Origin of the sequence: Aliivibrio sp. S10_S31 (assembly GCF_014694495.1) — a bacterium.
GTDB classification, from domain to species: Bacteria; Pseudomonadota; Gammaproteobacteria; order Enterobacterales; family Vibrionaceae; genus Aliivibrio; species Aliivibrio fischeri.
This window is the reverse complement of sequence record NZ_JAAUWR010000010.1, coordinates 146,444-169,874: the sequence shown is the minus strand read 5'-3', so window position 1 is coordinate 169,874 and position 23,431 is coordinate 146,444. Positions and strand designations below refer to the sequence as shown.

The following is a 23,431-nucleotide window of genomic DNA, read 5'->3' as shown; positions in this document are numbered from 1 at the left end:
TTTATAATGAAATGCGACCACATTTAAGCTTGGGAATGAGTACACCAAATCAAGTACACAAAAAAAGCCAAGTGCGTACGCACTTAGCTTTCAATTAAAAATCGTCAACGTATTTTAGGACGAGACACTTCTATTTTGCGTATCACAAGTCTCGTTCGATTTTAGGAGAGTAAATCGAGTAAGCGGTAATTTGCCCTGCAACAATGGCAGAAAACATGAAGAGTGCCGATAATCCAATACTTGGTATCGGAAGTATGGATTGCTCAAATACGCTTTGACTTGCGCTAACCAAGATACGACTGCCCGGAACAAGAATGATGATCCCTTGTACGATAAAAATGATCCCCGTTAAATTTAAACGTCGAGCAATCCATGTTCCATAAAGGGTGATTAATACTGTTGTTACCCATGTACCCACAACCCAGCCACCATCAAAGCCAAGATAAAATGGCCCCCACATACCTAATACAGCAACCGGTAGGCTATATAGTGTATCGATTGGACGAGCTTTAAACATCACACCTAATGAGAATGAAATAATAGGTAAGCCTAATATTTGCAGCCACAGCGGAAATTCATTTTGATACTCAATGGATTCAGTCGTACCAAAAATGGCTTCACCAATGTGTAAACCAATAATGATCCCAATAAGAAGTTTTATTAAAGTGAGAAAGCACTGGCCAAGTAAACTGGTACCAGAGACGAGATCGTTAAAGGCTAAACATTCTAATGCGTTTGAAATAGAAAGTCCGGGAACAAAAAGAACAACAGCAGCAATACAAAGTCCAAGAATAGGGATCGGTACACCAAGGCTTGCAATAAATGCAACGGTAAAGGCAACAATTAAGGCTCCAAAAAACTCAACAGCAATAGTGCGGCGTTTGCTACAAAATACTTGAGATAACCAGACTAAAAAACCAAGTAAAAAGCTGACGAATAACGCTTCGAATGTTGAGCCAACCAGCATAAGAAAAGCAGGGGGAATACAGGTATTTGCTAAACAAACGGCCCATGACGGATAAGATATTCCTTCTGCAGGAGCTTGTGGAATGGGAGTTAATGGTTGTTGTAATTGAATAATTGTATTGGCAAGTAACCCAAGATCAATACTTGCGGGTTTGTGACGCTTCATAATGACGGCGTTATTGTCATCAGGAAATTGATAGTTAATGGAAGTTGGTGTTGCTTGGATCATACAATTAACGCCATATTTATTGGCGTAAAAGGTAGTGTAGCGTTCTACTTTATAGGGAGCACAGCCGCAACGGTGCAGTGTATCTCCAATCTCTACAATTCGATTGATACGATATTGTGAAGGCATATCCTTATTCCTACAGCTTGATGTATGGTACCAATCTAAGTATTTACGATTTACTTAGATTGGCACTAATTGAAAAACGTATTAGTTAAAATAAGTTTCCATCACGAACAAGTTCACGAGGTAATCCATTTTTGATTCGGTTACCCACCCATTTTCCTAAGCCAATAACTGCGCCTTTATAAGTAACAATCGTTTCGCCTTTTCCTGAAAAGTCTGGGCGTACGTCTCGACCCATATACCATTCGCGTGCTTGTTCAGTCGTTAATTCAGCACAGGTTGGGTTATCAGCTGTCGCGAGTGCCATGATAGCTTCATGTTGCCAGCGATATCCTTTTTTATGGGTTTCAGCAAGTTTAAATCCAATTCGATGATAGCGCATTTCGCCAATCAATGGCTTCATGCGTTTAGGGAAAGCCCAGACTTCTTTATCTCGGATCCAAAATTCATTATCTTCAGGGATTGCTAATTGTAATGTTGATTTTAATTCTGCTTCAATAGCTTGTGCTTCTTTATTTGAAGCCGGTGCGAAAGGGAATTTGCCTAAGCGTTTTTTCACCTCTGGAGGCGTGGTTGAGCTATTTTTTCGGATCTTAGCAACAAAGAAACCTTCACTATCAAAAATCTGAGGGTAGATATGTAAGAAGCCTTCTTTGGTTAACGCTTTTTCTGCATTCTCAAATAAGTCACCTAGCGGCTCAAACGTGACGGCGTCACTAAATTGTTCAACAAGATGATGGCAAATGTTTTGGTTTTCTTCGTGGTTTAATGTACAGGTTGAGTACACCATTACGCCGCCCGGTTTTAGGGCATGAAACGCACTTTCAATTAAATCACGTTGAGTGTCACCAATTTCGATAACTGATTCAGGGCTCCAGTTATGCATTGCATCTGGGTCTTTACGAATGGTACCTTCGCCAGAACAAGGTGCATCCAATAAGATTGAGTCAAAAGTTTCTGGCAACCAACCACCAAAAACACGACCATCAAAGTGGGTTAGAGCAACATTGCTTACACCACAGCGTTGTATATTTGAGCAAAGCACTTTTACACGGCTTGATGAAAATTCGTTAGCAACGAGAGCGCCTTGGTTTTTCATACCAGCAGCCAGTTGTGTGGTTTTAGAACCGGGAGCTGAAGCCATATCGAGAGCCATTTCGATATCATCATTATCTTTTAATAATGCGGTAACTGGCATCATAGAGCTTGCTTCTTGAATGTAGAATAGGCCAGCCATATGTTCTGCGGTGCTACCTAGTTTTACTGTGTCGCTCTCAGGACGCGTGATCCAAAAACCAGTATCGCACCAAGGCACAGGTTCTAAATCCCATTGTTTTTCAGCGGCACGTTGTTTAAATTCTTCAACACTGTTTTTTAAGGTATTCACACGAATACTACGACGTAAAGGTCGTTTACAAGCGGCAATAAACTCATCCATTGATAAGTGGGAAGGCATGGTCTCTTGTACTTGTGCCAAGAAAGCGTCAGGAAGAAAAATATTATCGTGCACAGATGAATCTCATTGGATGATGTAATGGCAGGAAGTGTAAACGCTATTGTGAGTATTGTCTAAATGGAATTAAGGATAATAGGTGAAATAGTGCGTTGATGAATAAGAAAAAGGCAGTTGAATGAATACCAACTGCCTTATTTAGTTAACTCTTTGAACGGTTATTTATTTGGGTTTGGAATGGCAGCATTCCACAATGCCCAATCTTCTTCTGCGGTTTTATGCAGTAGGTAAGATTTATGTGCTTTTGCTTGTGGTTTTAGTGTTTCGTCATCTGGTGTAGAGAAAGCAATACCACCACGCAGGATACTATCTACCGTACCGGCTTGAACTTTTGCACCGCTTAAACCAATAGACATATTTACACCTGATACATTCCAAAAAACACTGTTTTCTCGAACAAGGTATGCAAATTCAGAGTGAATACCAATCGTGATAATAATGCGATCTGATAAATCACCAAGTCTTACATCTGTCACTTCGCCGACTTCGATTTCTCTAAATAGGATAGGTGTCCCAACTTTGACTGAGCCACGAGAAAGCGCTTCTAACGTATATGAGATGAACTGATCACCTTGTGGTTGATCCGACAACGTAAATTGAGTTTTCGTTTTTCCTGAGCCTGGCGTTACTTGAATGTAGCTGCCAAGTAGGGTGTCTAGATTCTCTGCACCAGCTAAGCTAATGCTAGGTTCTACAACCCAGAAGTGACTTCCAGCGACTGCAATTTGGTCAACATATTCAGGGTAAATACGAGCTTGCACATAAACGTTATCGCTAGAGAAGTTTGGTGTGATTTTACTTACTTCACCAACAGAAACACCTTTGTATTTAATCTGTGTTCCTTTGTCTATCGCATTGCTGTCTTTGGCTGTAAACGCGATGATTTTACCAAATTCTTGGGCTTCAGATAGGTTAGAGTAAAGTTTCCACTTTTTACCTAGTTTATTTTCAACACCTTGAATATTATCAAAACCAATACCACCACGGATCATTGACATTAATGGTGCCGCTTGAATGTTAACACCACTTAAACTCGCTTCTACATTAACCCCTGAATAGTTCCAGAAAACCGTATCAGCTTGAATTAAATGCGCATACTGCTTTTCAATGTTTATTTTTATGTTAACGCCATCATTACCTAAGTTGAAATCCGTTACCTTACCTACAACAAGGTTACGATAAAGAATTGGGCTATTTTTGGTTATTGGCGGTAACTCTGTACTAAATAGCGTGAGTTCTGTGCTTTTTTCTGTTTTAAATTGTGCCAACTCAGCAAGAGAGCTGTTTTTAAATAAGGTATAGCTTTTTTGTTTATAGCCTTTACCTTCACTCGTAAAGCTAATCGAACCAGAAATCAAAGCTTGAGTCGGTGGCACATCAATGTTTAAACCTGAGTCAGTTAATTCAGCAGAGACACTACCTGAAACAAAGAATTTGTTGTTTGATTTGATAAGGTGTTTGTATTTCTCAAATACCATTGCATCAAATTTAACTCTGTCGTTAACTAGTGCAACATGAGTAATAGAGCCGACCTTAATACCTTTATATAGAATAGTAGTATCAGGAGTTAAGCCAAAAGAGCGATCGGCGTACAGAGAGAAAGTGAGCGCTTTTGCATCTTGCTTAATCAGTTCTGGTTTGCGAATCGCTGTAAACTCACGAGAGCGTTCACCATTGCCAGGTACAAGAGTTAGGAAGTTTCCTCGAACAAGGTTACCAATGTTCTCAACGCCAGATAAGCCTAACTTTGCTTCTTCTAATACAAAACGAGAACCATCGTTTAAATAATCCGTAAAAGCAGGTTCAACAGTGGCAGAGGCAATAATGTCTTTTTTATCATCAGATAATTTTAAACTGTTTATTTGACCAATCTCTAAACCACGATACATGATGGCAGAGCCATTTGGACTAATTTGGTTGTTATCTGGTAGTGTTATTTTAATCGGAATACCACGCCCTGCGGTTTTGATATTAGAGTAAAGTCGGAATTCTTTACCATTCTCAATGGCTTTACCATCATCAGGAGAATCAACAGCAATGGCGCCACCAATAAGAGCAGATAAGCTTTCAAACTGAACATCTACGCCATTAAAACCAATATTTGCACCAATGCCACTCGCATTCCAAAAACGGCTTTTAGATGTGATTAAATGTGCATATTGTTCTTCAATTAATGCTTTGATACGAACGTTGTCTGTTTCTTGGTCTAGTTTGAAGTTATAGACTTCACCAATAGGAATTTTTTTATAGTAAATTTTTGAACCAACAGAAATGGAACCTAAGTCCTTAGATCGTAGAGTCACACTCAAGCCTGTGGTGTTTGGTTGAATGGCCGGAGAGTTAGCTAAAGCGGTAAACTTTGTTTTTGCCGCACCAGAACCCGGTAAAATAGCAATGTAGTTACCAGAAACCAGAGCATCTAATCCTGAAATACCAGTAAGAGAAGCTTGCGGTTTTACTAACCAAAATTGAGTATTTTCTTTTAATAGATCACTGGCTTCAGGATAGATATCCGCATCAACATAAATATTAGAAAGATCTTTTGAAAGGGTGATGTTTTTAACCATACCAACTTCAAGACCTTGATAACGAATCGTAGTTCGGCCAGCCATTAAGCCTTGAGCGTCTTCAAAATAGATTTGAATACGTTGCCCAGCTTCCATCAGGGAAGAATAAACAAGCCAACCACCAAGACATAAAGCGAGTAAAGGTAGGATCCAAAGGGGTGAAATGCCACGCTCTTCTTTGATGTTGACTTGCTCAATCGAAGAATCAAGATTTTTTGGTTGGTTCATAATTATCCCAAATTAAACGAGAATCAAAACTTTCGGCTGCTAACATAGTGAATACGACCACTAAACCAAAAGCCACAGCACCGAGGCCGGGAGTAAAATCTAAAATTTGTCCGCGATCTATTAATGTCATCATAATAGAGATAACAAATAAATCCATTACAGACCATTTTCCAATCCATTTAACCGCAGTATAAATGAACATTCTTTGACGATGAAAAGCCGAGCGTTTAAATTGCACACAAAGCAATAAATAGCCAAGCCCAAGAATTTTAGCAACTGGTACAATAATACTAGCGATAAAAATAATAGCCGCAATACCATACATGTCAGTTCTGATTAAGCCTGCAACACCTGAAAAAATAGTATCTTCTAAACGTTTACCATTGGTGAGTAAAATTGAGATAGATAAAATGTTAGCAGGAATAATGAAGATAGCTGCAGCAATTAAGTAAGCCCAGGTTTTTTGAATTGACTTAGGCTTTCTAAAGTGAATTGGACGTTTACAACGAATACAGTGACTGCCTTTTTGTTGAGTAAAGTGGCAATGTTCGCAATGGACAGAATGTTTAGGGTCGACAATAGGGGCTTCAGTATCCTGCTGATGCTTTCTTTGCCAAACACGCCAGTAACGACGCACACTGACATGAGTTAACAATAAAGACGTTGTGAATTGAAGAAGAACAAGTCCATATAATCCTGAGCCGATAAATATATCAGCGTGATCTTGAATTTTAAAACAAGCAATGGCTAAGCTAATTAAAAAGACATCAAGCATCATCCAGTCTTTTAAGTGTTGAATGATAGATAAACTTAATCTGTAGGTTTTGAACCATTTCTTTCGAAGTGCTAGGTGAGCGGTAACCACTGAACTGCATACAAGGAAAGGAACAATAGAACTACAAAATAAAATAAGTAACCCAAGCATTGGGAAACCTTCAGCCATTAATGTAATTGTGCCTGAAGGTAAAGTCGCAGGGATCATGACTCCAAATAGTTTGATGGTAACCATTGGGAAGAAATGAGAAGGAATAAATAGCAACAGTGCAGCAATGGCGATAGCAAGATCACTATTTAATGAAATTCTATTTCCACGATAAAGCTGTGTGTTGCAGCGAGGGCAATGAGCGTTTTGCTTTTTCTTTACCTTCGCTACTTCAACAACGAGATCACAGCCGTGGCAGCGACGAAATTTAGCGTCTTCCACTTCGGTGATCCATTAAATTAGCTTTGAATAGTGCCATACAGTGTTTGATACAGTCCTTGCTGTGTAACTAATTCATGGTGTGTACCTGATTGAGATACTTTACCATCATCTAAAACATAAATCGTATCGGCTTGTTTCACCGCGCTTAAACGGTGAGCTACTATTAGTGTAGTACGTCCAACTAAAAAATCACTGAGTGCTTTGTGTAAAGCGGCTTCAGTTGCCGTATCTAATGCCGAGGTTGCTTCATCTAAAATTACAAATTTAGGGTCGGTTAAGACCATTCTTGCAATAGCTAACCGTTGACGTTGTCCGCCAGAAAGTTTAACACCTTGACGACCGATTTGGGTATCAAGCCCTTCTGTTAGTTGTGCTACTACATCTTGTAATTGCGCTACATTAAGAGCATCCCAAAGTAAATTATCAGAATAATCAGCGCCTAACGTAAGATTATGCCTTAAAGTATCATTAAATAGTATAGGTTGTTGTAGCACTACTGATATTTGGTTTCTAATATTATCGAATCCAATATCTTTCGTATTGTGTCCATTAAAGGTGATAGTACCGTCTGATGGTTGGTATAACCCCAGTAATAGCTGAATCAGTGTTGATTTACCACCTCCGCTAGCACCAACTAAGGCGACTTTTTCACCGGCTTGAATGTTTAAAGATAAATCATTTAGGACTTGGCATTCATTGTTATAACTGAAATTTATATTGTTAATAGATATTTCAGCGGTATCACTTTTGTAGAATGGGTCGATATCTGAGTGAATTTTAGGCTCTTCATCAATATGTAATAGCGTATTAATTCGCTTTAAGGCCGCGGATGCACCATACCAAGAGAATTGAATATTAAGTAATTCTTGAATGGGAGAAAGCATTACCCATAAATAGCTGAAAATAGCAAACATCTGACCGATACTTAAATCGCTAAATAGCACCATGATCATTGCAGCAGCACGAAACAATTCAAAACCGAGTAAAAATAATAAAAAAGATAGACGGCCAGCTGCTTCAGATTGCCAAGCAAACTGGTCGGCACTGTGCCTAATGTCATTGGCCTGATTTTTAAGTTGTTCTAGAAAAAGTCGTTCACGATTTGATGCTCGTAATTGATAAATACCATCTAAGGTTTCAATTAAACGTGATTGAAAACGTTCATACGATTGGTTTTCTTTTCTCTTTAAGTCTTTTACACGGTTTCCAAGTTTACGAGAAAAGTAGATAACGATTGGATTGACAAGAAGAATGAATAAGCCTAATTGCCAGTTAATCCATAATAGAACACCAGCCGTGCCTATAACGGTTAAAAAAGAGACGATAAAGCGACTTAATGTAGGACCAAGGAACTTATCAATGGTATCAATGTCAGTAATGATATGAGAGTTAATACCGCCACTGCCGCGTGATTCATACTCTTTCATACTGATACGACTTAACTTATCTAAGAGTTGTAGTCGAATTTGATAAGTGATCGTTTTTGAAACCAAACTGAATTGGCGACCTTGAACTATATTGAGCATTTGGCTTATTACTCGCATGAGAATAACCAAAACAAGCACAAGAAGGATATAACTCGTCGCATTTTGCCAAGCCGTTGGTAAAAGGTGATTTAAGGTCTCAACACCTGATGCGGGTTTATGTAGCAGAACTTCATCTACCATTAATGGCATAAGTAGAGGAATTGGAACGCTAATTAAGGTTGCAATAATAGCGATGACATTTGCTGCAACTAGGCGTGTTTTGTAGTTTTTTGCTTGCCTTAATAGCCAATTCCAGTTAATTGTAGAAGAGATGGTACTGCTCATAGTGATAATGATTCCTATTATTATCTTTTCAAGGGCATTGTACTCAGTATAAATAGAGTCGCAAGTGATTGGTACAAATACAGGATAAATAAAAAGATGGAATTAAAACATTACGCGCGATTAACACAGCAAGCACTGGGTTTGATTGAAGGTGAAACTGATTATATTGCAAATTTGGCAAATATCAGTGCGCTATTGAATATGGAACTGGATGACATTAACTGGGTTGGTTTTTATCTATTTAAAGAAAATGAATTAGTTTTAGGTCCATTCCAAGGTAAACCCGCTTGTATTCGAATTAGCGTAGGGAAGGGAGTGTGCGGCACTGCTTTCGCTACAGAAACAGTTCAACGTATTGACGATGTTCATCAATTTGCTGGTCACATTGCATGTGATGCAGAAAGTAACTCTGAAATTGTTATCCCATTTTATAGAAATGGAAAACTTGCAGGAGTGTTGGATATTGATAGTCCAAAATTTAATCGATTTAGCGAAATCGACGAAAAAGGACTGGTTGATTTCATGAAAGAAGCAGAAAAGAGACTTTAATTTTCTTTCAGTAGTGGTTTTTCACGCTTAAGTATCTATAATAGCGGAATATCTTTACTAGAAATAAACCTAAATACGGCTAGAACCGTACTATCAGGAAACTACATGGAAAACTCTGAAAAATTAGCGAACAGCAAAGAAGTAATTGCATACATTGCTGAGCGTTTCCCGAAATGCTTTATTTTAGAAGGCGAAGCTAAACCTCTTAAAATTGGTATCTTCCAAGATCTTGCTGAACGTTTAAGCGATGATCCTAAAGTAAGTAAAACTCAGCTACGTGCTGGTTTACGTCAATACACATCTTCTTGGCGTTACCTACACGGTGTTAAGCCGGGCGCATCTCGTGTTGATTTAGATGGTAACCCTTGTGGTGAACTAGAAGAAGAGCACATTGAACACGCTAAAGCTACTTTAGATGAGAGCAAATCAAAAGTTGCTGCTCGTCGTAAAGAACAAGCTAAAAAAGCAAGAGAAGAAGCAAAAGCTAAGAAAACAGCTCGTGCTGCTACTCCACCTAAGCGTCGTCCTCAACCAGCTGCTGCTAAGAAAGTAGAAAAGCCAGTTGAAACTCGTGCTCTAAACGCAGATGAAGTTACTGTTGGTAACAACGTAAGCGTTAACATGGGTAAAGGTAATATGCCTGCGACAATCGTTGAAATTAACAAGGATGATGTACGAATTCGCTTATCAAACGGCCTTCAAATGGTTGTTAAAGCGGAGAATCTTCGTTCATAAAGGAGCACTCCCGACGCATGAATTGTCGATTAAGAGTCTCGCTGATTGCTGCTGGCGTTATGCTAGCAGCTTCTGCGCACGCACTTGAAGCTAAGGTATTAGACGCCAAGTATTCTGAAACTGACTTACCAGTATTAACCGCAGAAACACAGCATGCTACTGCTAGTAAGCGTGTTACTTCTCGCTTTACGCGTTCTCATTATAAGCATTTCTCATTAGATGATGACTTTTCAGTTGCCATTTATGAGCGATACTTAGACATGCTTGATTATAATAGAAATATTTTCACTCAAGCTGATCTTTCTTCATTCGCCCCGTTATCAACTAAGTTAGACGATCAATTAAAGATTGGGGACTCCCAAGCGGCTTTTGATATCTATAATTTATCATTGAAGCGTCGTTTTGAGCGTTATGTCTACGCACTTTCTCTTTTAGATAAAGAGTTTGATTATACGATTGATGAATCTCTTGAGTTAGATCGCTCTGAAGCGGCTTGGCCAAAAGATGAAGCTGAGTTAAATGAACTGTGGCGTAAACGTGTTAAATATGATGCTCTAAACTTGTCAATGACAGGGAAAGATTGGCCTGAAATCCAAAAGATGCTAGGCAAGCGTTATAATAATGCACTTAAGCGTTTGACTCAGAGTCATAATGAAGATGCGTTCCAACTTTACATTAATGCGTTTGCACGTGAAGTTGATCCTCATACCAGTTATCTATCTCCACGTAATGCTGAGCAATTCCAATCAGAAATGAATCTTTCATTAGAAGGGATTGGTGCGGTATTACAAGCAACCGATGATTACACTGTAATTCGTTCATTAGTTGCTGGTGGACCAGCATTAACAAGCAAACAACTTTCTGAAGGCGACCGAATTATCGGTGTCGGTCAAGACGGTAAAAAAATTGTTGATGTGATTGGATGGCGTTTAGATGACGTTGTTCAACTTATTAAAGGACCAAAAGGGACAAAAGTGAACCTTGAGATCTTGCCTGAAGGTAACGATTCAAAAAGTCACACTGTCACAATCGTTCGAGATAAGATCCGCTTAGAAGATAGAGCAGTAAAATCTGAAGTGATTGAGCAAGATGGCAAGAAAGTTGGGGTATTAGAAGTACCTAGTTTCTATGTCGGTTTAGCTGAAGATACGAAAAAACAGATTGATGAGCTGAAAAAACAAGATATTAGCGGCATTATTGTTGATTTACGTAACAATGGTGGTGGTGCATTAACTGAAGCTACGGCATTATCTGGATTATTTATTACTGGTGGCCCAGTAGTTCAAGTTCGTGATAGTTACGGTCGAGTAAATGTAAATGCTGATACTGATGGTGAGATCTCTTATACTGGTCCAATGACAGTATTAGTGAATCGCTACAGTGCATCTGCCTCTGAAATTTTTGCTGCAGCAATGCAAGATTATGGTCGTGCGGTTATCTTGGGTGAAAACTCATTTGGTAAAGGTACGGTTCAACAACATAGATCATTAAATCATATCTATGACTTGTTTGATAAACCACTTGGTCATGTTCAATACACAATTCAAAAATTCTACCGTATCAATGGTGGTAGTACTCAGAATTTAGGTGTTGTGCCTGATATTGCTTTCCCAACAGCTATCGATCCAAAAGATACAGGTGAGAGTGTGGAAGATAACGCACTTCCATGGGATAGCATTAAAGCTGCTGATTATGCTAAAACAAATCAAATCGCAGAAACGATTGAACCATTAGCGAAAAAACATGTTGAACGAATTAAAACCGATGAAGAGTTTGGTTTTATTCAAGAAGACATTGCTCGTTATAAAGCTGAAAAAGACATTACTTCTATTTCATTGAATAAAAAAGTTCGTGAGAAAGAGAGTGATGATGCAGATGCTCGTCGTCTAACTCGTGTAAATGAGAGACAAAAATTACTTGGAAAAGAAGAGTTTAAAACACTTGATGATATTCCAAAAGATTACGAAGTGCCTGATGCTTATTTAGATGAAGCGGTTTCAATTACGATTGATTTAGCACTAATGAATCAGAAAAAGTAATCTCAATCTGAATTATTTTAAAACAGAAGTCATGATGGCTTCTGTTTTTTTATGTCTAAAAAACGGCAAATCATTGAATTTGCAACTAGGCTTAACATAGTAAGCATTCAATTTACTTGGAGTCTTGATATGAAGTCGATGATTTTATCTGTATTACTTTTCTTTATTAGTCCCTTTGTATCTAACGCAACGGTAGAGTTAGAAAATAAATCGCTAACGTATTTTGAAAATCCATTTTTATTAGGTGATTGGTACTTCTTTAAACCACCACATATCGAAAATGATTTTGATGTTCTTCATATTCGACTCAATTCTGATCACCAATTTACGATTGAAATGATAAAAGTAGAAAAGAATACGGCGGATTCGTGGTCGGGAGAGTTTCAGTTATCACCAGAGCGAATTCTGTTTAAAGGCGGTGAAGATGAATCTCATGTTTATCACTACCAAGTTAGTCATAACCGACTATATTTGAATGGTGTTGAATTCTTTAAAGTTGTTCCTGAAACATACACTGGAGCCTGGCGTTCACAGCTCGTTTCTGGTGAAGATATCATGGTGAGTGATGTTCAAAATTTGAATCTGTTTTTAGGGTCAGATTTTATTTTTTCATTAGAAGTGGTTTCGAGTACAGGTAAACGAAATCAAAAAATTGGTTACTATTATTTTGAAGATGATGACTTGGTTCTTCTATATGATGAAGGGGAGCAGGAATCGACATTTGAAATTAATGAAAATGCACTTGAGTTAAAAAATGAGCAATTTGGAATGTATGCGCTATTAGTTCGGGATTAATGTTACTCCAAGTATAGAAATATGAGACTAGAATATTTTTTAATAACAAATTTGTTGGATCTTATGCGAGAATGTAGGCGTTAAATAGCTATTATCACTAGCTTTGTTTTCAGTGATAGAAATCATAAGGATATATTATGAGCCAACAACCTCAGGCTAAATTTCGCAGTGATTATCAATCTCCAGAATTCACAATTTCAGATATCGATTTAGTCTTTGATCTCGACGATACCAACACATTAGTTTCGGCCACTTCAAAAGTACAACAATTAAAACAATCTACGGACCTTCTTCTTGAAGGTGAAGGGATGAAGTTGGTGTCTTTAAAAATTGATGATGTTGAATACAGTGACTTTACTCAAATAGACACTCAACTAACCATTCATAATGTGAGTGGTGATTTTACATTAACTATCATTACTGAAATTAATCCTCAAGAAAATACCGCATTAGAAGGTTTGTATAAATCAGGTGATGGATTCTGTACTCAATGTGAAGCAGAAGGTTTCCGTCGAATTACCTATTATTTGGACCGTCCTGATGTTCTTGCACGTTTCACAACAAAAGTGATTGCAGATAAAGAGGCATACCCACATTTATTAAGCAACGGCAACCGCATTAGCCAAGGTGATCTTGAAGGTGGAAAACACTTTGTTCATTGGCAAGACCCATTCCCAAAACCGGCTTATCTTTTTGCTTTAGTAGCGGGTAATTTTGATGTATTAACAGATACTTATAAAACTAAATCAGGCCGAGATGTCGCATTAGAGATTTATGTTGATCAAGGCAACTTAGATAGAACTCCTCATGCAATGACTTCTTTGATTAACTCAATGAAGTGGGATGAAGATCGTTTTGATTTAGAATATGACCTTGATATTTACATGATCGTTGCCGTTGATTTCTTCAACATGGGGGCGATGGAAAATAAAGGCTTAAATGTATTTAACTCTAAATTTGTTTTAGCTAAACAAGAAACAGCAACAGATACTGATTATCTAGGTATTGAAGCGGTAATCGGTCACGAATATTTTCATAACTGGACTGGTAACCGAGTGACTTGTCGTGACTGGTTCCAACTAAGTTTAAAAGAAGGTTTAACTGTTTTCCGGGATCAAGAGTTCTCATCTGATCTTGGTTCTCGTTCAGTAAATCGAATTAATAATGTTCGTATTATGCGTGGCCCACAATTTGCTGAAGATGCGAGTCCAATGGCTCACCCAATTCGTCCCGAAAAAGTGATAGAGATGAATAACTTCTATACTTTAACGGTATACGAAAAGGGCAGTGAAGTGATCCGTATGATGCATACCTTATTAGGTGAAGCGAATTTCCAAAAAGGAATGAAACTTTATTTTGAACGTCATGATGGTACTGCTGCAACCTGTGAAGATTTTGTATTGGCAATGGAAAATGCATCAGGTATCGATCTGACTCAATTCCGTCGTTGGTATAGTCAGTCAGGTACACCGGTACTAACAGTGAGTTCTTCTTATGATGATGCTAAAAATGAATACGCTTTAACGGTAAAACAACATACTCCAGCAACAGAAGACCAAACGGATAAATTGCCACTTCATATTCCTTTTGATATTGAGTTATATGCACAAGATGGTTCCGTTATTCAGTTACGCTGTAACAATGAAAAAGTCAGCAATGTATTGAATGTAACTGAAGAAGAACAAACCTTTATTTTTGAGCAAGTTTCTGAAAAACCAGTTGTTTCTTTACTTCGTGAGTTTTCAGCACCTGTTAAATTAAATTACGCTTATTCAGATGAAGAGTTGATTTTCTTAATGGTTCACGCACAAAACGACTTTGCTCGTTGGGATGCTGGCCAAATGTTATTAGCTAACTATATTCGTAAGAACATCGCTAATATTCAAGACGATAAAGAACTTGTTCTTCCTCAATCTGTCGTTGATGCGTTCCGTGGGGTATTACTCAATGCTGAATTGGAACAGGCTTTTATTGCGGAAATGTTTGTATTACCAAATCATAATGAAATCACCGGTTGGTTTGATACTGTCGATGTCGATGCAATTGATAAAGCGCTTGGATTTATCAAACAAACATTAGCGACAGAATTGAAAGATGAATTTTCTGCTACGTATCATAGTTTAAAACAGGGTAGTTACTCTGTAGAACATGATGCGATTGGTAAACGAGCTTTACGAAACTGTTCATTAAGTTATCTTGCAAAAACAGAAATTGGTGAAGCGTTAGTTGAGACACAGTATCAAGATGCAGACAACATGACAGATACTATGGCTGCAATGGGTGCCGCGAATGCTGCTGAGCTCTCAATTCGTCAAACATTAATGGATGATTTTAGTGCGAAATGGTCACATGACGGATTAGTTATGGATAAGTGGTTTATTCTTCAAGGATCAAACCCAAGTTCAGAAGCGTTATCAATCATCAAAGAAACAATGAACCACAAAGCGTTTAGTTTGAAAAATCCAAACCGAACACGCAGTTTAATTGGCTCATTTGCTGGTGGTAATGCGGTTAACTTCCATAGTAAAACCGGCGAAGGGTACGCATTCTTAGGGGATATTCTTATTGAAATGAATGAGAGTAACCCACAAGTTGCTTCACGCTTGGTTGATCCATTATTGAAATTTAAGAAATACGATAGTGATCGTCAATCGCTTATCAAGGCTCAACTACAGCGCCTAGCGGATCTTGATAACCTAGCTAAAGATCTTTATGAGAAAGTAACGAAAGCATTAGCTTAATTACTCGATCTTAATTCATGAAAATGGTCAGTATTTTACTGGCCATTTTTTTATTTAAGATCCAAAATAGGAAAACAAATCAGCCATATATCCAATATGTAATAGAGAACAATGAATAAATTTTATTACTTTAGAATGAATGTTACTTATCAGGCGTTTTTAAGTCATTATTCAGGTGCCGCAAGCACGGTGTTAGTCGTAACAGAACAAGGGCTAAAATTGCAATTGCCCGCGTCACGTTTTCGTTCGTTTCTGACTCAACTAGGAGTGAAAGGACGCTTCAGATTGACAACAGACCAAAATAATCGTTTTCTAAATTTAGAGCAAGTAGGATAAACCGCTACCTTAATCACAAATCTAACGATTAAGCTTCTAGCACGCAAAAAAGTCATAACGTTTCTGCCATATAATCCTTACAATGTAAGGTGCGTGGGCAGTTTCAACTGCTACACTATATAAATAATACTAATCATAAAAAACGGAGCATTCGCTTTATGACGACGCGTGATCCTATTGTTCCTGTACTACTTGAGAAAGTGTACGCTCTTATTGCTGAAAAGCTTGAAATGCCTCAACAATCCCTAATAACGCAACTTGCTCAGCGTTTATTTGCCAACATTGATAATGACGATTTACTGCAACGCAATGAATCAGATATGTATGGTGCAACACTCAGTCTTTGGAACCATTTATCTGATGTTAATATGTCAGATATTTCGGTTCGTGTTTTTAATCCAAAACTCAGTCAAGATGGGTGGCAATCAACACATACTGTAGTTGAGATTGTCACACCAGATAGTCCATTTCTAGTTGATTCCGTAAAAATGGCTTTAGCTCGTTTAGATATGACGAGCCATTTTATGCTCCATGGACCGCATTGTTTTGGCCGTAACGAAAGCGGCGAGATCATTTCAGTTTGTGAGAGTAATGCTGAGATGCAGCAAACTCTATTTCATTTTGAAGTTGATCATTTAAATGACAAGGTTGAAATGGAAAGGCTTCAAAATGAATTACTTATTGTTCTGCAAGATATTCATCGGGTTGTGAATCAATGGAAACCGATGTCAGATAAATTGACAGATGTAATTGAAGAGTTAAAAACGTCAGATTTACCAATAGTAAAAGAAGAGATAGATGAAGCCATTTCATTTCTTTCTTGGCTTAAAAATCACAACTTCACTTTAATGGGTTATAAGAACTTTGATTTACAAGCGGTAGAAGGTGATCATGAGTTAGTTCCAACCCAAGAAGAAGGGTTAGGGCTGTTCTCGTTAGCGTCACGAATTCATACGACAAAGCTTTCCGAAATGCCATCTTCTGCACGAGCTGCAGCAAAGAAATCAGATCTTCTTATTCTTACCAAATCAAACACCAAATCACGAATTCACCGTCCTGCTTATACTGATTACATCGGCATCAAACGTTTAAATAAAGAAGGAAAAGTAATAGGCGAACATCGCTTTACAGGTCTTTATACGTCAACTGCATATAACCAAAGCGTTTCAAACATTCCATTATTGAGTAACAAAGTTGAACGTATCTTGGATGCGAGCAAATACATTAAGGGTTCACACTCTTATAAAGCTTTGCATAATATTCTAGAAACGTACCCACGAGATGAATTATTCCAAGCCAATGAAGAAGAAATGCTTGAAGTTGGCGTGGGTGTGGTAAAAATGCAAGATCGTGATTTATTACGATTGTTTGTCCGTCGTGATCCATTCGGACGCTTTTTCTCATGCATGGTGTATGTTACCAAAGAGCGTTATAACACAGAGTTACGTCGACAAACTCAACGTATATTACGAAATTATTTTGGCTCAAAACAAGAAGTTGAGTTTACGACTTTCTTCTCTGAAAGTGCGTTAGCAAGAACGCATTACATCGTTCGTGTCGATAATAATAATGGCGATATTAATGTGAAAGACATTGAAAATAATCTAATGGAAGCCGCTTCAACATGGGATGATCGTCTTTGTGATGTGATTGTTGCTAATTTAGGTGAGAGTAAAGGAACGGCAATAGCTAAACAGTATCAACGTGCTTTTCCTCGCTCGTATAAAGAAGCAACATTACCAGGCTCAGCGGTTGCGGATATTGAAAGATTAGAACTGCTAAACGATGATAACAAATTAGGTATGCTTTTCTATCGTCCACAAGAAGAGAAGAAAGGGTCAGCTAACGTTAAATTAAAATTGTTCCATCGTGATGAACCCATTCACTTATCTGATGTGATGCCAATGCTTGAAAACCTAGGGTTACGAGTTATTGGAGAGTCACCTTATGCGGTGAAAAAGAGTGATGGATCGGTTGATTGGATCTTAGATTTCTCGATGATTCATAATGGATCTGCTGAGGTGGATCTTCGTCAAGCTCGTGATCGTTTTCAAGAAGCGTTTGCTCAGATTTGGAACGGTCAATTAGAGAGTGATGGTTTTAACCGATTGGTTTTAGGTGCTGGTTTATCTGGCCGCGAAGTGACTATTTTACGTGCTTATGCGCGTTATATGCGTCAAGTTGGCTTCCCATTTAGTCAGCAATATATTGAAGATACATTATCAACCCACACTGATTTAGCGGTTTCTGTGGTTAAACTGTTTGAACTTCGCTTTGATCCTAAATCGAATTGGTCTGATAAAAAAGAACAAAAACAACTAGATGCAATTTATTCAAGCTTGGATAAAGTAGAGAGTCTAGATGATGATCGTATTATTCGCCGTTATGTAGAAATGATCGTTGCGACGTTACGTACCAACTACTATCAAACTGCAGAAGATGGGCAAGCTAAGCCTTGGTTATCGTTAAAGATGCAACCATCAAATATTCCTGAAATCCCAGCACCAGTACCTGCGTATGAAATTTTCGTTTATGCGCCAGATATTGAAGGTGTGCATTTACGTGGTGGAAAGGTAGCTCGTGGTGGATTACGCTGGTCTGATAGACAAGAAGATTTCCGAACCGAAGTGCTTGGCTTAGTTAAAGCACAACAAGTTAAAAATACGGTTATTGTTCCTGTTGGTGCAAAAGGCGGTTTTGTTTGTAAGAAACAGCATAACTTTACGACTCGTGAAGATATCTTTGCTGAAGGTCAACGTTGCTATAAACAATTCATTCGAGCGTTATTGGATGTATCTGACAATATTATTGAAGGCGAGGTGGTTCCTCCATCTAATGTTGTTCGCCATGACGACGATGATCCGTATTTGGTTGTTGCAGCAGATAAAGGTACGGCAACCTTTTCTGATTTAGCAAACTCAGTATCAGAAGAGTATAACTTCTGGTTAGGGGATGCATTTGCTTCCGGTGGTTCTAATGGTTATGACCATAAAGCCATGGGTATTACGGCAAAAGGGGCTTGGGAATCGGTAAAACGTCATTTCCGTGAAATGGGAATTGATTGTCAAACAACGGATTTTACAGCCATTGGTGTTGGCGATATGGCTGGTGATGTGTTTGGTAATGGTATGCTTTTATCAAAACACATTCGATTACAAGCCGCATTTAACCATTTACATATCTTTATCGATCCAAACCCTAATTCTGAATTGACTTGGCCAGAGCGTAAGCGTTTATTTGAGCTTCAGGGATCGAGTTGGGAAGACTACAACAAATCATTGATCTCTCAAGGCGGTGGTATTTTCTCTCGCCGAGCGAAATCGATCGAACTTTCTCCTGAAATTCAGAAAATGTTAGGTACTCGCAAGCAATCTCTTGCTCCAAATGATCTTATTCAGATGATCTTAAAAATGGACGTTGATCTGTTATGGAACGGTGGGATTGGTACTTACGTTAAATCCAGTAAAGAAACCAGTGTTGATGTTGGTGACCGTGCTAACGATGCCTTACGTATCAATGGCTCAGAGCTAAATGCTAAAGTGGTTGGCGAGGGTGGTAACTTAGGCATGACTCAATTAGGGCGTATTGAATATGCACTAAAAGGTGGTCGAGTTAACACCGATTTTGTTGATAATGTTGGTGGGGTTGATTGTTCTGATAATGAAGTAAACATTAAGATCTTACTGAATGGCTTAGTGGCTAATGGTGATCTTACTTATAAACAACGCAACGTACTTCTTGAGAAAATGGAAGATGAAGTCGGTGAAATTGTTCTTGATGATGCGTATTGTCAGTCTGAATCGATCTCTGTAACAGAGCAACAAGGTACATCATTGGTGAAAGAGCAGATCCGCTTTATTCACCACTTGGAAAAACAAGGTAAGTTAGATCGTGCTTTAGAGTTTATTCCAGACGATGAAACTTTAATTGAGCGTGAGAAAATGGGGCAGGCATTAACTCGTCCAGAGCTTTCTGTTCTTGTTGCCTACGGAAAAATGGTATTAAAAGATCAGCTAGCTTGTGATGAAATCGCAAATAATCCGTATCATGCTGATTTATTAACAATGTATTTCCCAACTGAGTTACAACGTAACTATAAAGCTGCAATGGATAACCACCCATTACGTTCAGAGATTATTGCGACGTGTCTAGCCAATCAGATGGTTAACGAGATGGGGTGCAATTTTATCACTCGTCTACAAGAAGAAACAGGTTACGCTGTCACTGATATTGCTAATGCGTATGCCGCAACTCGAGCTATCTTTGAATTTGGTGATTTATTTAAGCAAATTCGAGAGCTGGATAATACAGCGACAACGGAAGCACAATATGAAGCCTTCTTTGCAATGCGCCGTACAATTCGTCGTGTTACTCGATGGTTATTGCGTAATGGCTCTCAAAACATGTCTATTCAATCGCTTATCGAAAAATACAAATCAGCGGTTGATGATATTAAAGTGAATCTCGATGGGTATTTGGTTAATGATGAGGTGGTGGAACATATTGAGCAGGCTAATCATTACTTTGAATTAGGGGTTCCTTGTGAACTTGGCAATGTGCTAGCACGCTTAAGTAGCTTATATTCAGCGATGGATATTTCAGAAGTTGCAGAAGCAGCAGGGCAACCAGTGTCTGTCGCATCACGTTTATACTATGTATTAGGTGACAAATTATCGCTTCATTGGTTCTTGAAACAAATTAACAACCAAGGAGTTGATAATCATTGGCAGGCCTTAGCTCGAGCATCATTTAGGGAAGATCTTGATTGGCAACAACGTCAATTAACGACCCTGGTTTTAGCTGAATATAAAGATGATACAAGCATCGAAAATGCAATAGAAGAATGGTGTTTGAATAATGCTGCTTCTGTTGAGCGTTGGGAAAATATCTTGAATGAATTTAAGGTCGGTTCAGTGCACGAATTTGCTAAATTTTCAGTCGCATTGAGAGAATTAACCTTATTAAATTTGAGTTGTTCTTCTGCTTTAATAAGATAAAAAAGCATAGGTTAAAATAGGGCAAGCCAAACGTTTGCTCTTCTATAAGGAAAGTGATTTTTTATTCACTTTCCTTTTTTATTACCCCGAGAATTTTCTCATTTACTTACATTTTTAATCGGAAAGAATGAATATATAATAATTTTGATAAATGTGAGATGTCAGTTTGCAATAATTAATTATGAATAAAGTACGATTAAGTTTGAATTGTGAATAAAATCAGTGAATAATGTCTCCCCGTTTATACGGGACTTAATTTTGGAGTTACAATGTTATATCGCATCGCCAGAGCTGGCATTTTCAAACTTGATGCTGAAAAAGCACATGACCTAGCAATTCAAAATTTCAAACGCTTCAACGGCACTCCTCTTGATATCTTCTATCGTCAAAACCTTGCTTCTAAACCGGTAGAAGTAATGGGCATTAAATTCAAAAATCCTGTTGGCCTTGCGGCTGGCCTTGATAAAAACGGTGAATGTATTGAAGCATTTGGCGCTATGGGTTTTGGATTTGTAGAAGTTGGCACTGTAACACCTCGTCCTCAATCTGGTAATGATAAACCACGCTTGTTCCGTCTTATTGAAGCTGAAGGTATTATTAACCGTATGGGTTTTAACAACCTAGGCGTAGATAACCTTGTTGAGAACGTTAAGAAAGCTAAATACGATGGCGTTATCGGCATTAACATTGGTAAAAACAAAGATACGCCAATTGAAAAGGGCACAGAAGATTACCTAATCTGTATGGAGAAGGTATATCAATATGCAGGTTATATTGCGATAAACATTTCATCTCCAAATACTCCAGGGCTTCGAACTCTTCAATATGGTGAAGCGTTAGATGATCTTCTATCTCAATTAAAAGAGAAACAAAAAGAGTTAGCAGAGAAATACGGTAAGTATGTTCCTGTTGCACTTAAGATCGCTCCGGATCTAGAAGACGATGAATTGACACAAATTGCAGAATCATTGATCAAATATAAAATTGATGGGGTGATTGCAACAAACACAACATTAGATCGTTCTATGGTTGAAGGTATGAAGCATGCTGAAGAGATGGGCGGTTTAAGTGGTCGACCTGTTCAAACTCGTAGTACTGAAGTTGTTCGTCGTCTTAAAGAATTACTTGGCGATAACCTACCAATTATTGGAGTCGGTGGTATTGACTCTTATGTAGCAGCAAAAGAGAAGATGGTTGCTGGTGCAGAGCTAGTTCAAGTCTATTCTGGCTTTATTTACAAAGGCCCAGGTCTGGTTCGAGATATTGTTAATAATATTTAAAGCTAAAATTTCAACAGTAAGTTGATTACAAGTGATTTTAACAAAGGGGAGAATAATATTTTCCCCTTTTTTTATTGCTAACCTCTTGTAAAATTAACAGTTAATTGCATCAATGAATTTTTTACGCGAAAACAGACGGAAATTTTTGCTATAAAATTGCATCCATTGATATTTGGCTGGCACGGGATTTTTCCCATTTTCAAGAGAGAATTCATAATGCTTAAACCTAGTGATACATGGACTTGGTATTACGATAATAAAGCACAATCTCTAATGCTTGATTTGGGCATGGATATGGTCTTTCGTGTAAACCTGCCACATAAAGTTCTCGTTGAAAGCGCATTTTCAGAATGTAAGTTCTCAGTGGATGATGCATCTGCATATCAAATGTTCGTTGAACACATTTCTTATCTCCCTCTATCTGAACCTCGTAAAGTAGAGCTTGCTCTTAATTGTGTAGCAGCTAAACGCTTTCATAAGCCTATGCTTCCTAAAAGCTGGTTTTTTGAGACTCAAAGTGATGCAGGCTATGCTCCAGAAGAAGGTGAAGTTATCTCTCTTAAGAATGATTTAGGGGAAGGGCACTTCATTATTGTTGAGAACTACGAATGTGCAAGTATGTGTATGTTAGTGGATATGGACGCATTCGCTCTAAATCCAACTAAATACATGGCGTTTTGTGAACCAATTAAAGTGATGCATGACCGTATGGCCCCAATGCAAGTAGTCAACTCTTCGTACTATGCAATGGTAGGTTAAGGCAAAGCGACGTTTCCTTTCTTTGATACTGATATCAACTCTTCTCTAATTTAAAAAAGATACTTCAATAATAGTGATTAATAGAACCTATAGAACGGCCAAATACCGTCTTATTGGGTTGTATTTTTCTATCTAATCGTTTGCTTGAAATAGACTAGTTAAATCGTGGTAGTTAAGCTTCATAAAGAGGCTACGATGAAAACGCTCAACATTTAAACTCTTAAAAATGAGACCTAGAGCCAAGAAGTATAAAAAAACAACACTCAGAACAATAGTTTAGTACGTCTAGAAATAGGCTTTTTCCTTGTTATTTTCCCTTTTTATTTCATTCTGTAAGTAAATTACATGACCAAATTTCAACTGGTATAGTCCAGATTTAATGGCGGGTATTGCTCTATTTTGTGTTTCTTTATGGAAACAAAGTTTGGGTTTGCTCTCTTGTTTGATTAATAAGCTTTTGTTTTAAAAGAAATTAAGTGGATAAAAGAGTTGTTATTTATCTGCTATCTAAATGTCCTATTTCATATAGATTCATGTATAATGCGAGGCAATTTAATAA

14 protein-coding genes are annotated in these 23,431 nt (G+C 38.0%); 9 read left to right on the top strand and 5 right to left on the bottom strand.

The window, feature by feature from the left end:
- Window positions 1–142: 142 nt before the first annotated feature.
- The 5 genes from HC728_RS10900 to HC728_RS10880 all read right to left on the bottom strand — a co-directional run bounded on the left by HC728_RS10900 (window position 143) and on the right by HC728_RS10880 (window position 8,641).
- Window positions 143–1,321 carry a threonine/serine exporter family protein gene (locus HC728_RS10900; RefSeq protein WP_005419182.1) on the bottom strand — a complete coding sequence of 393 codons (1,179 nt, stop codon included), beginning with the start codon at window positions 1,319–1,321 and terminating at the stop codon, window positions 143–145.
- Between the two features lie 85 nt (window positions 1,322–1,406).
- On the bottom strand, window positions 1,407–2,828 hold the full coding sequence (rsmF, locus tag HC728_RS10895; RefSeq protein WP_190395476.1) for a 16S rRNA (cytosine(1407)-C(5))-methyltransferase RsmF: 1,422 nt from the start codon (window positions 2,826–2,828) through the stop codon (window positions 1,407–1,409).
- Window positions 2,829–2,989: 161 nt separating this feature from the next.
- Window positions 2,990–5,626, bottom strand: coding sequence for an MlaD family protein (locus HC728_RS10890; RefSeq protein WP_065603186.1), 2,637 nt, complete (start codon window positions 5,624–5,626; stop codon window positions 2,990–2,992).
- Window positions 5,604–6,830 (bottom strand): PqiA/YebS family transporter subunit, encoded by a 1,227-nt coding sequence (locus tag HC728_RS10885; RefSeq protein ID WP_190395475.1) that lies wholly within the window; start codon window positions 6,828–6,830, stop codon window positions 5,604–5,606. The genes HC728_RS10890 and HC728_RS10885 overlap by 23 nt, the downstream gene beginning before the upstream one ends.
- Window positions 6,831–6,847: 17 nt before the next feature.
- Complete coding sequence (locus HC728_RS10880; protein WP_190395474.1) at window positions 6,848–8,641, bottom strand: ABC transporter ATP-binding protein; 1,794 nt, start codon at window positions 8,639–8,641, stop codon at window positions 6,848–6,850.
- 96 nt (window positions 8,642–8,737) lie between these two features.
- On the opposite strand from HC728_RS10880, the gene HC728_RS10875 reads away from it, so the two are divergent.
- The 9 genes from HC728_RS10875 (at window position 8,738) to HC728_RS10835 (ending at window position 22,872) form a co-directional block, all read left to right on the top strand.
- Window positions 8,738–9,190, top strand: coding sequence for a GAF domain-containing protein (locus HC728_RS10875; protein WP_012533689.1), 453 nt, complete (start codon window positions 8,738–8,740; stop codon window positions 9,188–9,190).
- Window positions 9,191–9,295: 105 nt separating this feature from the next.
- Window positions 9,296–9,925, top strand: coding sequence for an RNA chaperone ProQ (gene proQ, locus HC728_RS10870; RefSeq protein ID WP_130044460.1), 630 nt, complete (start codon window positions 9,296–9,298; stop codon window positions 9,923–9,925).
- 17 nt (window positions 9,926–9,942) lie between these two features.
- Window positions 9,943–11,964 carry a carboxy terminal-processing peptidase gene (gene prc / locus HC728_RS10865; RefSeq protein WP_190395473.1) on the top strand — a complete coding sequence of 674 codons (2,022 nt, stop codon included), beginning with the start codon at window positions 9,943–9,945 and terminating at the stop codon, window positions 11,962–11,964.
- A gap of 129 nt (window positions 11,965–12,093) precedes the next feature.
- The gene (locus HC728_RS10860; protein WP_017019653.1) at window positions 12,094–12,759 is read left to right on the top strand and encodes a hypothetical protein; all 666 of its coding nucleotides are present in this window, start codon (window positions 12,094–12,096) and stop codon (window positions 12,757–12,759) included.
- Between the two features lie 137 nt (window positions 12,760–12,896).
- On the top strand, window positions 12,897–15,500 hold the full coding sequence (gene pepN / locus HC728_RS10855) for an aminopeptidase N (RefSeq protein ID WP_017019652.1): 2,604 nt from the start codon (window positions 12,897–12,899) through the stop codon (window positions 15,498–15,500).
- A 111-nt stretch (window positions 15,501–15,611) separates the two neighbouring features.
- The gene (locus HC728_RS10850; protein ID WP_005419199.1) at window positions 15,612–15,836 is read left to right on the top strand and encodes a DUF2835 domain-containing protein; all 225 of its coding nucleotides are present in this window, start codon (window positions 15,612–15,614) and stop codon (window positions 15,834–15,836) included.
- Window positions 15,837–15,994: 158 nt separating this feature from the next.
- A complete protein-coding gene (locus HC728_RS10845; RefSeq protein ID WP_065603192.1) occupies window positions 15,995–20,833 on the top strand; it encodes an NAD-glutamate dehydrogenase in 4,839 nt (1,612 codons plus the stop codon).
- Between the two features lie 269 nt (window positions 20,834–21,102).
- Window positions 21,103–22,113, top strand: coding sequence for a quinone-dependent dihydroorotate dehydrogenase (gene pyrD, locus HC728_RS10840; RefSeq protein WP_005419204.1), 1,011 nt, complete (start codon window positions 21,103–21,105; stop codon window positions 22,111–22,113).
- Between the two features lie 216 nt (window positions 22,114–22,329).
- A complete protein-coding gene (locus tag HC728_RS10835) occupies window positions 22,330–22,872 on the top strand; it encodes a cell division protein ZapC (protein WP_012533854.1) in 543 nt (180 codons plus the stop codon).
- Window positions 22,873–23,431: the final 559 nt, after the last annotated feature.

Bases quoted from the DNA above. Each gene is read 5' to 3' on its own strand.
- pepN (WP_017019652.1), top strand. From the start codon at position 12,897: ATGAGCCAACAACCTCAGGCTAAATTTCGCAGTGATTATCAATCTCCA.
- HC728_RS10850 (WP_005419199.1), top strand. From the start codon at position 15,612: ATGAATAAATTTTATTACTTTAGAATGAATGTTACTTATCAGGCGTTT.
- pyrD (WP_005419204.1), top strand. From the start codon at position 21,103: ATGTTATATCGCATCGCCAGAGCTGGCATTTTCAAACTTGATGCTGAA.
- HC728_RS10890 (WP_065603186.1), bottom strand. From the start codon at position 5,626: ATGAACCAACCAAAAAATCTTGATTCTTCGATTGAGCAAGTCAACATC.
- HC728_RS10845 (WP_065603192.1), top strand. From the start codon at position 15,995: ATGACGACGCGTGATCCTATTGTTCCTGTACTACTTGAGAAAGTGTAC.
- prc (WP_190395473.1), top strand. From the start codon at position 9,943: ATGAATTGTCGATTAAGAGTCTCGCTGATTGCTGCTGGCGTTATGCTA.
- HC728_RS10900 (WP_005419182.1), bottom strand. From the start codon at position 1,321: ATGCCTTCACAATATCGTATCAATCGAATTGTAGAGATTGGAGATACA.
- HC728_RS10860 (WP_017019653.1), top strand. From the start codon at position 12,094: ATGAAGTCGATGATTTTATCTGTATTACTTTTCTTTATTAGTCCCTTT.
- proQ (WP_130044460.1), top strand. From the start codon at position 9,296: ATGGAAAACTCTGAAAAATTAGCGAACAGCAAAGAAGTAATTGCATAC.
- HC728_RS10875 (WP_012533689.1), top strand. From the start codon at position 8,738: ATGGAATTAAAACATTACGCGCGATTAACACAGCAAGCACTGGGTTTG.
- HC728_RS10880 (WP_190395474.1), bottom strand. From the start codon at position 8,641: ATGAGCAGTACCATCTCTTCTACAATTAACTGGAATTGGCTATTAAGG.
- HC728_RS10835 (WP_012533854.1), top strand. From the start codon at position 22,330: ATGCTTAAACCTAGTGATACATGGACTTGGTATTACGATAATAAAGCA.